The organism is Serratia sp. 22264 (assembly GCF_052045345.1).
GTDB lineage: Bacteria > Pseudomonadota > Gammaproteobacteria > Enterobacterales > Enterobacteriaceae > Serratia > Serratia plymuthica.
The window spans coordinates 307429-321930 of sequence record NZ_JBQEOY010000004.1; the positions used below are offsets into that span (position 1 = coordinate 307429).

General features: G+C 55.3%; 14 protein-coding genes. 7 read left to right on the forward strand and 7 right to left on the reverse strand.

Annotated elements, in window-relative coordinates; translation table 11 throughout:
• Nucleotides 1-216 precede the first annotated feature (216 nt).
• Nucleotides 217-1635, forward strand: a complete 1419-nt coding sequence (locus ACTJJ1_RS17160) for a glutamine synthetase family protein (protein ID WP_122289207.1) — start codon at nt 217-219, stop codon at nt 1633-1635.
• A 533-nt stretch (nt 1636-2168) separates the two neighbouring features.
• Entirely contained in the window at nt 2169-3536 is a 1368-nt protein-coding gene (locus tag ACTJJ1_RS17165; protein WP_004946987.1) for an APC family permease, read from the forward strand.
• 52 nt (nt 3537-3588) lie between these two features.
• On the opposite strand, the gene sbcB is transcribed toward ACTJJ1_RS17165, so the two are convergent.
• The 3 genes from sbcB to ACTJJ1_RS17180 form a co-directional block, all read right to left on the reverse strand.
• On the reverse strand, nt 3589-5016 hold the full coding sequence (sbcB, locus tag ACTJJ1_RS17170; protein ID WP_004946982.1) for an exodeoxyribonuclease I: 1428 nt from the start codon (nt 5014-5016) through the stop codon (nt 3589-3591).
• Nucleotides 5017-5116: 100 nt separating this feature from the next.
• Nucleotides 5117-5305 carry a DNA polymerase III subunit theta gene (locus ACTJJ1_RS17175; protein ID WP_006318058.1) on the reverse strand — a complete coding sequence of 63 codons (189 nt, stop codon included), beginning with the start codon at nt 5303-5305 and terminating at the stop codon, nt 5117-5119.
• A 77-nt stretch (nt 5306-5382) separates the two neighbouring features.
• Nucleotides 5383-5592 carry a hypothetical protein gene (locus ACTJJ1_RS17180; protein ID WP_041417052.1) on the reverse strand — a complete coding sequence of 70 codons (210 nt, stop codon included), beginning with the start codon at nt 5590-5592 and terminating at the stop codon, nt 5383-5385.
• 257 nt (nt 5593-5849) lie between these two features.
• Here ACTJJ1_RS17180 and ACTJJ1_RS17185 point away from each other — a divergent pair, with 257 nt between their 5' ends.
• Nucleotides 5850-6959 carry an SDR family oxidoreductase gene (locus ACTJJ1_RS17185; protein ID WP_004946974.1) on the forward strand — a complete coding sequence of 370 codons (1110 nt, stop codon included), beginning with the start codon at nt 5850-5852 and terminating at the stop codon, nt 6957-6959.
• Between the two features lie 46 nt (nt 6960-7005).
• Here ACTJJ1_RS17185 and ACTJJ1_RS17190 read toward each other — a convergent pair whose 3' ends face one another.
• Complete coding sequence (locus ACTJJ1_RS17190; RefSeq protein WP_006326620.1) at nt 7006-7752, reverse strand: S24 family peptidase; 747 nt, start codon at nt 7750-7752, stop codon at nt 7006-7008.
• 200 nt (nt 7753-7952) lie between these two features.
• On the opposite strand from ACTJJ1_RS17190, the gene ACTJJ1_RS17195 reads away from it, so the two are divergent.
• The 3 genes from ACTJJ1_RS17195 to tmaR all read left to right on the forward strand — a co-directional run bounded on the left by ACTJJ1_RS17195 (nt 7953) and on the right by tmaR (nt 10366).
• A complete protein-coding gene (locus ACTJJ1_RS17195; protein WP_004946968.1) occupies nt 7953-8720 on the forward strand; it encodes an N-acetylmuramoyl-L-alanine amidase in 768 nt (255 codons plus the stop codon).
• Nucleotides 8721-8819: 99 nt separating this feature from the next.
• Nucleotides 8820-9887 (forward strand): FUSC family protein, encoded by a 1068-nt coding sequence (locus ACTJJ1_RS17200; RefSeq protein WP_004946966.1) that lies wholly within the window; start codon nt 8820-8822, stop codon nt 9885-9887.
• A 161-nt stretch (nt 9888-10048) separates the two neighbouring features.
• Nucleotides 10049-10366: a PTS system regulator TmaR gene (tmaR, locus tag ACTJJ1_RS17205; RefSeq protein ID WP_004946962.1), complete on the forward strand. Its 318-nt coding sequence runs from the start codon at nt 10049-10051 to the stop codon at nt 10364-10366.
• Between the two features lie 97 nt (nt 10367-10463).
• Here the strand turns inward: tmaR and ACTJJ1_RS17210 are convergent, their stop codons facing one another.
• A complete protein-coding gene (locus tag ACTJJ1_RS17210) occupies nt 10464-11252 on the reverse strand; it encodes an ABC transporter substrate-binding protein (protein WP_004946959.1) in 789 nt (262 codons plus the stop codon).
• A 38-nt stretch (nt 11253-11290) separates the two neighbouring features.
• Complete coding sequence (locus ACTJJ1_RS17215) at nt 11291-12460, reverse strand: M20 aminoacylase family protein (protein WP_004946957.1); 1170 nt, start codon at nt 12458-12460, stop codon at nt 11291-11293.
• A gap of 139 nt (nt 12461-12599) precedes the next feature.
• Here ACTJJ1_RS17215 and ACTJJ1_RS17220 point away from each other — a divergent pair, with 139 nt between their 5' ends.
• A complete protein-coding gene (locus ACTJJ1_RS17220; protein WP_006326615.1) occupies nt 12600-13553 on the forward strand; it encodes a LysR family transcriptional regulator in 954 nt (317 codons plus the stop codon).
• Between the two features lie 114 nt (nt 13554-13667).
• Here ACTJJ1_RS17220 and ACTJJ1_RS17225 read toward each other — a convergent pair whose 3' ends face one another.
• Nucleotides 13668-14444 carry an NAD(P)-binding domain-containing protein gene (locus ACTJJ1_RS17225; protein ID WP_421413106.1) on the reverse strand — a complete coding sequence of 259 codons (777 nt, stop codon included), beginning with the start codon at nt 14442-14444 and terminating at the stop codon, nt 13668-13670.
• Nucleotides 14445-14502 lie beyond the last annotated feature (58 nt).

Here is a 14502-nt window from a genome sequence, read left to right on the forward strand (position 1 = left end):
CTTTTCGGTCAATATTTTATCAATTTAGCAGCCGGTGGCGAATAATCAAACGGGATTGTAACATTTGCAAACCATTTGTGTTAAGGCTATGTTTCATATTATGGATGTTATTTTGAGCGCCAGTCAGGGCGCAGTCTACAGAGAAATCAGACCATGTGTTGAACCGATCGGCAGACGGATGCGCAAGCGTCCTTAGAGCATAATGGCGGGTGATGTATGCAAACCAATATCGCAGCAGTTGAAAATTTTGCACAGCATAATGAAGAGAGGCGAAGTAGCGCGTTCCAACGTGAGGTTGCTCACTATCTGGAACGCCATCCCTCAACGCAGTATATCGATATCCTTCTCACAGACCTGAATGGTTCCTTCCGCGGTAAACGTATTCCCGTCTCCGGGCTGAAAAAATTGGAAAAAGGCTGTTACTTCCCCGCCTCGGTATTCGCTATGGATATTCTGGGCAACGTGGTGGAAGAGGCGGGCCTGGGCCAGGAACTGGGCGAGCCGGACCGCGTTTGTATGCCGGTGGCCGGATCGTTGACCCCGTCGGCGGCGGACCCGGACAATATCGGTCAGGTATTGCTGACCATGCTGGATGAAGATGGTACTCCCTTTGACGTTGAACCCCGCAATGTCCTGAATCGAGTGTGGCAGGCGTTGCGCCAGCGCGGCATGTTCCCGGTGGTAGCGGTAGAGTTGGAGTTCTATCTCATTGATCGACAGCGAGACTCTGAAGGTTATTTGCAACCCCCTTGTGCGCCCGGCACCCAGGAGCGAAACATGCAAAGCCAGGTCTACTCGCTGGATAATCTGAATCATTTCGCTGAGGTGCTGAACGACATCGACACTTTGGCGCAGATGCAGGGGTTGCCGGCGGACGGCGCGGTGGCGGAGGCGTCGCCCGGCCAGTTCGAGGTAAACCTGAACCATACCGATAACGTGCTGCTGGCCTGCGATCATGCGCTGTCGCTGAAACGGCTGGTGCGGTTGGTGGCGGAAAATCATCATCTGCATGCGACCTTTATGGCGAAACCCTATGAGGAGTACGCCGGTAGCGGCATGCACGTGCATATCAGCATGCTGGACGGTGACGGCAAGAATCTGTTTACGGATGCGGATGGCGAAGACTCGCCGCTGTTGCGCCGCGCGCTGGCCGGGATGATCACCTTGATGCCGGCCTCCATGGCGCTGCTGGCTCCCAACATTAACGCCTTCCGTCGTTTCCAACCGGGGATGTATGTGCCTACCCAGGCTTCCTGGGGGCACAATAACCGCACTGTCGCGCTGCGCATTCCCTGCAGCGATCCGGAGAATCACCGGGTGGAATACCGCGTCGCCGGGGCCGATGCCAACCCCTATCTGGTGGTGGCGGCGATCCTGGCTGGGATCTTGTACGGCCTGGACAACGAACTGCCGCTGCCTGAGCCGGTGACCGGCAACGGCCTGGAGCAGGAAGGGCTGCCGTTCCCGATCCGCCAAAGCGATGCGCTGTATGAGTTTGAACACCAGCATGAGCTGACGCAGTATCTGGGCGAACGTTTTGCGCAGGTTTATCATGCTTGCAAGATGGATGAACTGATGCAGTTTGAGCGGCTGGTGACGGAAACCGAGATTGACTGGATGTTGAAAAACGCCTGAGCCTGGGTAAACTGGATGTTAATATTCTGGTGATAAGCGGATTGATAGCGGAATAATTCGCCTTGCAGGCGGATTTTGAGCACGATCGCCAAAAGAATTTGTGTAAGAAGGTTTCCGGATCTTGTCATCCGGCTGCTTTCTGGTGCAAAATATGACTAATGCAGATAGCCGACGTTTTAAAGCGTCGGTTATTTTTTTTGCATTTGTGTTCTAACAACTGTGCGTTTCATACACCAAGCGAGGCCGGACACCGATCCGGATAGATAAATAGTTTCGTGCGCGATCAAACAAAACTTTATGGTCGTGACTCATGAGGATAAGAAAGATGGGGCAATTTTTCACTTTAGCGCCGGTGCCCGCCGGTTTCCGCTGCGGCCGCAGCGATTATGGAGCAGTCAAGGCTACCTTGACCCGTTATCCAGCTTCCAATCCCCTTCTTTTTGAATTCAGTCGCACGTTGCGAAGTTTCCCCGCAACCTTAAGTCTTGGCGTGTCTATGCTCCGCAAGGCAGAAGGTAAGGGGGGGCTGCGTCATGTCCGATAACATCATCAGCGCTGCTCCAGCCCAACGCGCGCAACTGCGTAAAACCCTGACTTTAGTTCCGGTAGTGATGATGGGGCTGGCTTACCTGCAGCCAATGACCATCTTCGATACCTTCGGCATCGTATCCGGCCTGACCGATGGTCACGTCGCCACTGCGTACGCCTTTGCTCTGCTGGCGGTCCTGTTTACCGCATTGAGCTACGGCAAACTGGTGCGGAAATTCCCGTCCGCCGGTTCTGCTTATACCTATGCCCAAAAAGCCATCAGCCCGCACGTCGGCTTTATGGTGGGCTGGTCGTCGTTGCTGGACTACCTGTTCATGCCGATGATCAACATCCTGCTGGCCAAAATTTACCTGGAAGCCATCTTCCCGGGCGTGCCTTCATGGATTTTCGTGGCGGCGCTGGTCGCGCTGATGACCCTTTTCAACCTGCGCGGCATCAAGCTGGTGGCGAACCTGAACTCCATCATCGTGGTAGTGCAGGTGGCGATCATGATCGTGTTCCTCTGCCTGGTGGTGAACGGTATTTCCCACGGCGAAGGTGCGGGCACGCTGATCAGCAGCCGTCCGTTCTGGTCTGAGAATGCGCACGTGGTGCCGATGATTACCGGTGCGACCATTCTGTGCTTCTCGTTCCTCGGGTTTGACGGCATCAGCTCGCTGTCTGAGGAAACCAAAGACGCGGAGAAAGTGATCCCGAAAGCCATCTTCCTGACGGCATTGATCGGCGGCATCATCTTCATTGTGGTGTCTTACTTCGTGCAGTTGTACTTCCCGGACATCTCGCGCTTCAAAGATCCTGACGCGTCTCAACCGGAAATCATGCTGTACGTGGCCGGCAAGTTCTTCCAGTCGGTGATCCTGGTGTTCTCCTGCGTAACCGTACTGGCTTCCGGCATGGCTTCGCACGCCGGTGTTTCGCGCCTGATGTATGTGATGGGCCGCGACGGCGTATTCCCGGAGCGTTTCTTCGGTTATGTGCACCCGAAATGGCGTACCCCGGCGCTGAACGTACTGCTGGTCGGCGCGATTGCGCTGTCTGCGGTGTCGTTTGACCTGGTGACGGCGACGGCGTTGATTAACTTCGGCGCGCTGGTGGCGTTCACCTTTGTGAACCTGTCGGTGATTTCGCAGTTCTATATCCGCGACAAGCTGAACCGTACCGTAAAAGACACCTTCAACTACCTGATTCTGCCGGTGTTGGGTGCGCTGACCGTAGGTGCGCTGTGGCTCAATCTGGAAACCAGCTCAATGACGCTGGGGCTGGTATGGGCGGCGATTGGTCTGATTTATCTGGCTTTCGTGACCCGCAGCTTCCGTCTGCCGGTGCCGCAGGCCAGTGAAGACGTGGCATAAACCTTAACCGGTCATCATTAAAAAGGGCGCATTGCGCCCTTTGTTGTTTTTATTAGCCCACCAACTCTTTGCCGTATTCAAACAGCGCTTTCAGCAGCGCGGTCTTTTCTTTATCGCCTTCGTGCAGGTTATACAACGATTCCAACTGCAGCACGTAGCTCTGCACCCGTTCTGCGCTCAGGGCCTCCTGACGGTGCTGCAACCAGCGGCGCTGCTCGGCGTCATCCAGCGTATTCGGGTAGTTGCGGGCGCGAAAGCGGAACAGCAGCTCTTTCATGCGTCCATCGCTGAAGGTCAGATCCAGCGCCGGCAGATTCTGAGGTTTGGTTTGCTGGATGATCCTCATCGCCGCCTTGTCGGCATCGCTGAAGAAACCGTCGTACAGCCTGGCGTCCACATCGTCGACGGCTTTAAAAGGCTCTGCATCGGCGAACAGCGCCACCACTTTCTCGCGCACTTGCGGATTCTGGCGCAGCAATTGCAAATTCTGCAGGCAGGCCTGGCGGTCAATACCCAACCGCTCGGCGTTTTCCGGCAGCAGCGTCTTGGCAGGGGCCAGCACCGGGCATTTATTGATATGCACCAGCTTGATCGGCACCGGGGATTGGTCGGCCGCCAGATCCTCACGGCGGGTATACAAGCGTTCACGCAGTTCGTCGGCGCTCAAGGTCAGCAGCGGGGTCATATCGCCGGCCAAATCGCACATGATCACCGCGTTCTTGTTGTCCGGGTGCCAGGCCAGCGGCGATACCCAACTGGTGTTGCCGCGCGCTGCGCCGAACATACCGGAAACGTGCACCAGCGGCGTCATTTCCGCGATATCGATCAAGGCGTTCAGTTTGTGTTTGTTGCGGTGTTGCAGCAGAAAATCAAACAGCCGCGGTTGCGCCTGCTTCACGAGCTTGGCCATGGCGATGGTGGCGTAAACGTCCGACATGGCGTCATGGGCATGCTCGTGCTCGACGCCGTTGGCGCGCGTCAGATGTTCCAGGCGGAAACTGGGGAAACCATCTTCGTTCTCCGGCCAAACGATGCCTTCCGGCCGCAGCGCATAGCAGGCACGCATCACGTCAAGCAAATCCCAGCGGGAGTTGCCGTTTTGCCAACTGTAGGCGTAAGGATCATAGAAGCTGCGATAGAAAATATTACGGCTGACTTCGTCATCGAAGCGGATATTGTTGTAACCCAGAATACAGGTGCCCGGCACGCTGAACGCCTGATGGATTTCGCGCGCAAAGTCGGCCTCGTTAATGCCTTTGGCCAGCGCCAGTTGCGGCGTGATGCCGGTGATCATCACCGCTTCAGGATCGGGCAGGTAGTCGTCGGCCGGTTTGCAGTAGATGACCAATGGCTCTTCGATGATATTGAAATCCATATCGGTGCGTACGCCGGCAAATTGCGCCGGGCGGTCCATCGATGGGCTTTTGCCGAAGGTCTCGTAATCGTGGATGTAGAATGTGGCCGGTGCCTTACTGCTCAAAATCGCATCTCTCAGGTGGCGTAGGGAATATGCCCCTATTGTAACGGCGAGATGCTCGATGCCAAGCGGTCGTTACCGTTAATCGCCCAAATGCGAAGGATTACGCATTGCGGTAGTAGTTCAGGCGTTGATGAAAGTAGGGGCGTAAGTGTTCGGGGACCTGTTCTTCGGCGCTGATTGCGTTGGAAGCAATGCCATAACGCTCGTTATAAATGACGCTAAGTGCGAGTAAATCGGCTTCAATTTTTTCGCGTTCCGCCTGCGGTAAGCTATCCAGCTTTCGACCCATATTCTTCTCCCTGTGAACCAAAGGGCATCATAGGATCGTTAGCTGCGCTTGTCCCTACCCCATTCAGGGGGGGAATCTCACAAGGCCGGCGTACGTGCCTGAAGGCTGTGACCAGACGTCGGATTGGCATGATAGTGATGAGAGGTTTGTGCCGTGAGCGCCTCAAGACTTTGCTGTTGGGTGCGTTCGAAGACTCGATTGGCTGAAAAAATACTGCCGATCACCACCAGCCAGAAAACGCTGCACAGGACCAGAACGCTCAACCAGGCTTTTTGGTTATAGCTCATAGAAACTCCTGACGATAAAAGAGGATGACATTGACCGGTAAATTAAATCAGAGCTTGTATCAATGGTCGATAAACGACGGTGTTTAATACGCCCCTTTTTTATTGAATGTGTTACCAAATACCGCAACGATGTTTCAGAATATTCCTTAAGATAATATTAAGAAAAGATAAATAAGTACCACTGAGTTCCATTTAATATTTGTTTAATTATCCCCGCATACAATCAGCAACATTCAATGCCAATGTGGGTACATATTATGAAAACGCTACTGTTGACTGGCGCTACCGGCTTTCTTGGTGGTGCGGTCCTTGAGAAGTTACTGAATGAAAATCAGGTAATTAACTATCTTTTTCTGGTGCGTGCTGAAAATGCACAGCAGGGATTGGACCGTATTCGGATGAATATGGAAAAATTCAATATTGCTGCCGATTTATTATCTAAAATTACGATAGAAAATATATTGTTGGGCGACTTAAGTGAGCCTGAAGGTTTTTTATCGGACACACGTATTAATAAAGTAACGCACGTTATCAATTGTGCTGCGGTAGCCTCGTTTGGCAATAATCCTCTTATCTGGAAGGTTAACGTCGAAGGAACGCTGGCTTTTGCCGAGCGAATGGCGCAAGTGGAAGGATTAAAACGTTTTCTGCATGTGGGCACCGCAATGTCTTGTGCGCCGGAGCCGGGTTCACTGGTGGCGGAAAGCGCGGAGTTTGAAGAAACCGCTGAACATCTGGTGGAATATACTCGCTCCAAATCCACCATTGAACAGTTGATGCGTCAACGTTGCCCGCAACTGCCGTTGGTGATCGCCCGTCCTTCCATTGTGGTAGGGCATACCCGCCTTGGCTGCCAACCTTCCAGCAGTATTTTTTGGGTGTTCAGCATGGCGCTGATGTTGCGCCAATTTATGTGTTCGTTGCAGGACAATATCGATGTGATTCCGGTGGATTATTGTGCCGATGCGATGGTGATGCTGCTGAACAGAGAAACGCTGGATAATGACGTTTATCACATCTCTGCCGGTGAAGAGTGCAGCGTCAGTTTTGCGGATATCGATCGCGCTATGGCCGTTGCGCTGCAGAAAGCGCCGGTCGGCGATGCCTATGCCCAGGTCAATTACGACGTTCTGGTGAAGATGCGCAGGCAGTTGAAAGATATTTTCGGGCCATGCAACGAGCGGCTAATGTTGAAGGCGATGCGTCTGTACGGGTCGTTTGCCATGCTCAATGTTCGTTTCAGCAACGACAAAATCCTCAAACTGGGTATGCCCAAACCGCCACGTTTTACCGATTACATCGGTAACTGCGTACAGTCGACGCGGGGTTTGTCCATTCAGCAGCAAATGGTGGTGGATTTCAAATAGTGCCATGGCGAGCTACCCCGTGAAATCCACGGGGATATCCTTGCCCTTACCAGGATGAAGACGACCAGAAAACGCGGCCCAGCACCACCAACTGGTCTTTACGCTGCGCATAACTCAGGTGCTCATCCTGGTATTCTTCCCGATTCAGGGAACGAATGGTCACACCGCCGTCAGGCTGCTCGATCAAGACCTTCACCCGCAGCAGGTTACCGTGGCGGATAGCGTAGGTTTTACCTTCGCGGATGCGGGTGTCATCGGTGTTGATGCCCACCACGTCGCCATCTTGCAGGCGTGGCTCCATGCTGGAGCCGGAGATGCGGATGATCCGCGCGGCATTCACCGCCACCCCCATCTTGTGCAGATAATAGCGGCGGAAGATCAGCGAGAACTCTTCACGGTCGACGATTTCATAACAGCCATCACCGGCTGAGAAATCGATATCCAGCAGGGGAATTTCCACAAACTCTTCCTTGTCTTGTTCGGTATCTTCCCACACCACCGGTTTCAGGCGGGCGGGTTGAAAATCCGACTCTGCCGCCACGTTATCGAAAGGGCGCACCAGCTGTTTTTCATGGAAAACGTCAAACCAGCCTTTGGGCAGGTTCAGTTTGGCCTCGATCCGCCTGGCGAGGTTGTCGCCCAGGTTGCGGGAGGATTTCTCACCGGTGATTTGGCTTAGCGTAGGCGCGGAGGATTCAACCAGTATCGCAAACTCATTCTGGTTAACGCCCTGCCGGGCGTAGCGGGCCATCAGGTCGCGCAAATTATTGCGTCTTATTTCTTTGGTTTCCATCGTCGGATGATCGCATTCTTTAGCAAAAAGGTAAATATCGTTTTTGCTAAAAACCGCTTGCGTTTAATTTAGCAATTAGCTAAACATGAAGGAGTGGACAGCGTTCACGCAGACAGTGTAGGGGGCACTATGCAGCGCCCGCACGAGTCGGTGCGGCCCCTACATGATAATGAAGACCAACAGACAAGAAGGAATTTACGATGTTCAGTATTGATTACAATAGCTACCGTTCGGTGGCCGGTTTTGGCCACCGCGTGCGTTTTCTGGTGTTGCATTACACGGCGCAGAATTTTGCCGATTCGGTGCAATCGCTGACCGGGAAATCGGTCAGTGCCCATTACCTGGTTCCGGATCCGGAAGATCAAACTTATCAGGCAGCCGGTTTTAGCGGCGTGCGCATTTTCAACCTGGTGGATGAAGATGAACGTGCCTGGCATGCCGGGGTCAGCAAGTGGGGCAGCCGCAATAATCTCAACGATACGGCGATTGGCATCGAGATCGTGAATCTGGCGAGCGGCGAGGGTGAGGACATTACTTTCCCGCCGTTTAACCCGCAGCAGATCGCGGCGGTAACGCAGCTGGCGCAAAATATTCTGCAGCGCTATCCGGATATCACGCCGATCAACGTGGTGGCGCATTCCGATATAGCGCCGGGCCGCAAGAGCGATCCAGGCCCGCAGTTTCCGTGGCATCAACTGCATCAGGCCGGCGTAGGCGCCTGGTATGACGACGCGGTTAAACAGCGTCACCAGCGTGAGTATCACTGCCAGGGCATTCCCGCGCAGCGGGAACTGTTGGCGCTGTTCGCCAAATACGGTTACGACACCTCGGCTGCGACCGACGCCGAGGGCTATCGCCAACTGGTACGCGCCTTCCAACTGCATTTCCGCCCGCAACAGTATGGCGGCGTAATGGATGTGGAAACCGCCGCCATTCTGCGCGCGCTGGTGGATAAATATGCCGCTTAAGGTTCGCCTGCGGGTGGGGGGCGCCTCATCCGCCTTTTCTCCACCCGCTTTCCTCCGCTAAACTAAGCGTCTTCCTCGTCATCGGTAACGGGATGCATTGTGCGCCTCGACAGAAAAATATCGCCTTTTGAACGACTGACCTATCGGCATTATCGCGTCGTCCATGGTTTGCGCATTGGGCTGGCGTTTGTCCTGACCTTCCTGCTAATCCGCCTGCTCGAGGTGCCGGAAGGCACCTGGCCTCTCATCACCCTGGTGGTGGTTATGGGGCCTATCTCATTTTGGGGCAACGTGTTGCAGCGGGCGTTGCAGCGCATTGCCGGCACGGTATTTGGCGCCGTCTCCGGCCTGATTGCTCTGTATCTTGAACTTTACTCGCTGTCGCTGATGCTGGCGTGGTGCGGGGTAGTGATGTTTTTTTGCGGCTATTTGACGCTCGGCAAGCGGCCCTATATGGCCTTGCTGGTGGGGATCACGTTGGCGGTAGTCTGCGGTGCCGGGGCCGGTGATATGCATACCGCGCTGTGGCGCAGCGGCGACGTGATCTTTGGTTCGTTGCTGGCGCTGTTGTTCAGCAGCATTTATCCGCAACGCGCTTATATCCTGTGGCGCATGCAGTTGGCCGATTGCCTGCAGAGCGCAGGCAAAATCTACGGCGCTTATCTCTCGCCGAACATGATTGAACGGCCGCGGCTGGAGCCGCAGTTGAAAGATCTACTGAGCCAGGTGGTCAGGTTACGTGGGCTGATTGTCCCCAGCAGCAAAGAAACCCGCATTCCTACAACGGTATTTGAAGCGGTGCAGACGCTGAGCCGCAATCTGGTGTGCACGCTTGAACTGCTGGCGGACGCTTACTGGGCCTCGCGCGAAACCCATTTTATTATGCTGAATGCCAAAACGCTGCGCAGCGCGCAACTGTTGACGTTGCGTTCGCTCGAATCGTTGGCGGAAATGATGCACAACGGCCCCCAGGAACAACAGCAGGCGGCGGTGGGGCAACTGAGCGAAATCGCCGCCGAACTGAAAACCCTGATGCAGGAGGCCAGCGTTGTCCAGCACGGTGAAGCACCGATCTACGGCTATGTCTGGCTGAGCATGGAGCTGACGCAGCAGTTGGAAGAATTGGGCGATCTGCTCAAGGTATGTACCGCCGCCGGTCACGATTAAGGGGTCAGATCATGAAGCAGGCGCTTCGGGTTTTTGTCGGGCGGTTAAAGTGGGTAAGATAAGGCAATGAGAGTTGTGCCGGACCGCCACAAACCTGTATCTTGGTGTCATTGTGGCCGTAAGCAAATGAATCTGTGTATTACTAAAGCAAGGGTATGAAGATGGATAATGCAAATAAGCCGAGTTTCCAGGACGTTCTGGAGTTTGTGCGTATGTTCCGCCGTAAAAATAAGCTGCAACGCGAAATTATCGACAACGAGAAAAAAATCCGTGACAACCAGAAGCGTGTGTTGCTGCTCGACAACCTGAGTGAGTACATCAAGCCTGGCATGAGCATTGAAGACGTTCAGGGCATCATTGCCAACATGCGCAGCGACTATGAAGATCGCGTTGATGACTACATCATCAAAAATGCCGATCTGTCTAAAGAGCGCCGTGATTTGTCCAAAAAGCTGAAGGCTATGGGCGAAGTGAAGTAATGAGTTTTATCGGGTCAGGCATTCGCCTGGCCCTTTTAGTTTCCCCGCTCGTCTCTGTTATTGCCCCGAAGTGCCAGCGCAGCGCCGTTTTTGCGCGTTATTGGCCCGCGCCGTAGACGTCAAAATCAAAATATTTATCATTCACTTTCTTGTATGTGCCGTTGGCAATGATTGTTTGCAGCGCAGAATTGAACGCGTCGCGCAGTGCTGTATCCTCTTTGCGCAGCCCAATACCGTCGCCGATGCCAAAATACTTGCTGTCATTGAGTTCGGCGCCGACAAACGCAAAGTCTTTCCCCGCCGGAGTATGGAAGAACTCGCCGGCGCTGACGCTGGCCAGCAGCGAAGCATCCAAACGGCCATTGATCAGATCTTCATTGGCTTCCTGCTGGCTTTGATAGGACACCACGTTGACGCCGGCCGTTCGCCACAGGGCCGTGGCGTAGGCTTCCTGGCTGGACCCCTGCTGCACGCCAACCGACTTGCCTTTCAGCGAAGCCGCGGTGGGCTGCAGATCGCTGCCTTTACGGGCCACCAGACGCGCCGGGGCGTTGGAAACCTTGTTTGAAAACGCAATCTGCATCTGACGCTGCGGCGTGATGGTCATCGACGAGGCTATGGCGTCAAACTTTTTCGCCAGCAACCCGGGGATCATCCCGTCCCAACTGCTCTCGACCCAAACGCATTTGGCCTGCATCTGATCGCACATCGCCTGCGCGATATCGACGCCGAAACCGGTCAGCGTACCCTGCGGGGTTTTATATTCCAGCGGCGGGTAGGTCGGGTCTACGCCCAACTTAATCACTTTGCCGCTAAACTCCCCGCCAAAGGCCGAAAAACTTAACGCCAGTGGCAAGACTAAAACCAGACTCATTGTTGTCTTCATTTCATTTTCCTCAGCGTTGTGGCGGTCAAGTCAGGACATTAAGCCAAAAAGCGCTCAACCAGCTTGACCCAGTAAGTGGCGCCAATGGGCAGGCACTCATCGTTAAAATCGTAAGCGGGATGATGCAGGGCATTGCCTGGGCTGCTTTCACCGTTGCCGATTGAGATATAGCTACCGGGGCATTTTTCCAACATAAAGGCAAAATCTTCGCTGGCGGTGAACGGCCGCAGTGACGGGATAAGCTGAGGTTCGCCCGCCCAGTCCAGCGCCACGCGGCGCGCCAGTTCGGTTTCCTCCTCATGATTCACCAACACCGGATAGCCATGCTGGTAGTCAATGTCGGCTGTGGCGCCGAAACTGGCTGCCTGCGCCGTGACCAATGCGGTAATGCGGCTTTCCAACCGTTGGCGCACTCCGGCATCGAGTGCGCGCACGCTTAGCGTCATTTTGGCGCTGGCGGGGATCACGTTGGCGGCAAGGCCTGCCTGGATCGCGCCAACCGTGACGATCGCCGTCTCCTGCGGATCGATATTGCGCGAGACGATGGTTTGCAGGCTCATCACTATGGCGGCGCACACGACCACCGGATCGACCGTGTGTTGCGGCACTGCGCCGTGACCGCCCTGGCCGTGCAGGGTAATGGTGACCGTATCGGCCGAGCACATGAAGGGGCCGCTGGCAAAACCCAGTTGACCGACCGGGAAGCCGGGAACGTTATGCATGGCGAACACGGCATCGCAGGGAAAACGCTCGAAAAGCCCGTCTTCAATCATCACGCGTGCGCCGCCGCCGCCTTCTTCCGCCGGTTGGAAAATCAGGTGCAGGGTGCCGGTAAACGAAGGATGTTGCGCCAGATAGCGCGCCGCCGCCAGCAGCATGGTGGTGTGGCCGTCATGACCGCAGGCGTGCATCACGCCGCTGTGGGTGCTGGCATAGGGCAACCCGGTGGCTTCTTCGATCGGCAGTGCGTCCATGTCGGCACGCAAACCGAGCGTTTTCCCCGTGCCGCGTTGCAGCGTGGCGACAACACCGGTTTGTCCTACATGGCGCGTAACCTGATAACCCCATTCGGTCAGAAGCTTCGCCACCAGATCGCTGGTGGCGAACTCGTTGAAGCCCAATTCGGGATGCGCGTGAATATGGCGGCGAATGGCGACCATTTCGTGCTTAACAGCGGCTATTTCAGGTAAAACAAGCGGGTTTGGCATCACTGTCTCCAGAGTGAATTTCCGATTTTCGGCGGGTCGACAGCCGGAAAGCAGGGTGTCTTCGAGACTAGCAAACAACCTTTTTGCCGGGGAGCCGCCGTTCGGTTATGCTGACAATCTTTGGTTGTCAGGGGGCGCGATGAAACTGCATCAATTACAAGCCTTGGTCGCCAGCGCCGACAGCGGCAGCATTCGCGGCGCCGCACGGCAAATGGAGCTTTCACAAGCGGCAGTCACGCGGGCCTTGCGCGAACTGGAACAGGAGCAGGAACTGCCGTTGCTGATCCGCACGCCGGCCGGATTGGGTTTTACCCCTTACGGCAAAACGCTGTTGGCTCACGCCCGGCTGGTGCTTAACCAGTTGGAACAGGCCAACATGGAGATGGCGGGTCTGCGCGGGTTGGCGGAAGATCAGGTAAAAGCGGCGATAACGCCTTGGCTGATGCTGACGGTGTTGCCGCCGGCGGTGATGGCTTTTCGCAAAAAAATGCCCAAGGTCAAGCTGGAGTTGTTTGAAAGCCTGATGGCCAACGCGCAATCGCAATTGCGAGAGGGCACGATGGATTTCGCCATCACGCCGTTGCCGGCCTCTATGGCGCCGCAGGAGTTTCATTGCGAACCGTTGCTGGACTATGAAACGGCGGTGATGGTGCGGCAAGGGCACCCGTTGAGCCAGAGCACCTCGATCCACCAATTGCTGGAACAGGACTGGGTGCTGAATTACACGCCGGAAAACTACGACGATTTGGTCCGCCAACTGTTCAGCCGCCATGGCGCCCAGCTTGATCCCCATCGCATCATCCACGCCCATTCCCTTGGCATGCTACAGGCAATGGTGGAGTCGGCGGACATGTGCACCTGGTGCCCGGCGCCGCTGGCCGGACTGCCGCAGCTTACCGGGCGCCTGATGCCGCTGACGCTGCGGGAAAGCTGCGATCCGGTGCGGCTGAATATCGTTACCCGCCGCAACAGCATCCTGAGCGCGGCGGCGAATGCTCTGATTGACGCTCTGGTGCGCCAACTGCGTCTACATACCCGCTCGGCGCGGCAGGAAGACCGCCGGATTTTCGAACGGGTGCGGATCCTGATTTAGGCCAATGGCGGCCACCGTGCAGGAAGGCAAGTGGAAAATCACCCTCTGCCAACTGTTTGCGGCCAAAGGCCCGCTACGTTTTTCTGACCTGGAGCGGTTGAAGGATGCCCCGCTTTATTGGGGCGGCGTGGTTTTCCGCACGGTCGATAAAACCGTTTCTGACGCAGCGCGCCAGGGATTAAGCGCCTGCATTTGGGCAAGCACTTCCAATCCCTGGAGGGTTAAGTGCTCAGAAGAGGCCATATCATTCCCCAATTCGCCCAGGGCGATAGAGGCGTTATGGCCCGCATACTCCGCGCAGTCTTTCAACCCGCCGAGTACCAGACGACGGGCAACTTCCACTGCCATGCCTTTTTCGGCAAGCCAGCATTGCAAACCCTCGGCGAAGAAGTAGAACCACCCATTCATGCAAAGGCTTACCGTCGCCAAATCAAAGTCCGATTCGTTGGGCAGCACGGTCAGTTGGCCCAATCGGGAAAACAGGTCCTGGATCTCTTCGTCGGCGGCCGTCAGGATCACGCTCGATTTGTTGATTTCAGCGGCGAAAGTCAGCATCAATCTGACGCAGTCAGCGTGTCTGAACAGATCTCGCAGGCTCTGAGAACCCATCCCCGGAACCAGAGAAACCAGCGTCTGCGAGCTGCGCAGTTGCACCTGACTTGCGATTTCATTCAGAGCATGTCGGCCCACGCCGGTAATAATAACGTCAGCTTCATCGACGACATCCTGATAATGATCCAGAGTCCAGCAGGGCAGCTCTCTCTCCAGCTTGCGCACCCGTTCATTATTCCCAGAGACGAGAAATACCTGTGCCTCAGGAACGGCGAGAAACATTCCCCTGACCAGTTTTTCGGTCAGTTCGTCAACGTCCAGAATACCCATCCTCTTCATTAACAACGCTCCGGCGATTAGTCTGTGTTCTGGAGCCGCATTTGCGGTGCGGGGAAAT

Bases quoted from the DNA above. Each gene is read 5' to 3' on its own strand.
- ACTJJ1_RS17160 (WP_122289207.1), top strand. From the start codon at position 217: ATGCAAACCAATATCGCAGCAGTTGAAAATTTTGCACAGCATAATGAA.
- ACTJJ1_RS17165 (WP_004946987.1), top strand. From the start codon at position 2,169: ATGTCCGATAACATCATCAGCGCTGCTCCAGCCCAACGCGCGCAACTG.
- ACTJJ1_RS17175 (WP_006318058.1), bottom strand. From the start codon at position 5,305: ATGGGTCGAAAGCTGGATAGCTTACCGCAGGCGGAACGCGAAAAAATT.
- ACTJJ1_RS17180 (WP_041417052.1), bottom strand. From the start codon at position 5,592: ATGAGCTATAACCAAAAAGCCTGGTTGAGCGTTCTGGTCCTGTGCAGC.
- ACTJJ1_RS17185 (WP_004946974.1), top strand. From the start codon at position 5,850: ATGAAAACGCTACTGTTGACTGGCGCTACCGGCTTTCTTGGTGGTGCG.
- ACTJJ1_RS17190 (WP_006326620.1), bottom strand. From the start codon at position 7,752: ATGGAAACCAAAGAAATAAGACGCAATAATTTGCGCGACCTGATGGCC.
- ACTJJ1_RS17195 (WP_004946968.1), top strand. From the start codon at position 7,953: ATGTTCAGTATTGATTACAATAGCTACCGTTCGGTGGCCGGTTTTGGC.
- tmaR (WP_004946962.1), top strand. From the start codon at position 10,049: ATGGATAATGCAAATAAGCCGAGTTTCCAGGACGTTCTGGAGTTTGTG.
- ACTJJ1_RS17210 (WP_004946959.1), bottom strand. From the start codon at position 11,252: ATGAAGACAACAATGAGTCTGGTTTTAGTCTTGCCACTGGCGTTAAGT.
- ACTJJ1_RS17215 (WP_004946957.1), bottom strand. From the start codon at position 12,460: ATGCCAAACCCGCTTGTTTTACCTGAAATAGCCGCTGTTAAGCACGAA.
- ACTJJ1_RS17220 (WP_006326615.1), top strand. From the start codon at position 12,600: ATGAAACTGCATCAATTACAAGCCTTGGTCGCCAGCGCCGACAGCGGC.
- ACTJJ1_RS17225 (WP_421413106.1), bottom strand. From the start codon at position 14,444: ATGAAGAGGATGGGTATTCTGGACGTTGACGAACTGACCGAAAAACTG.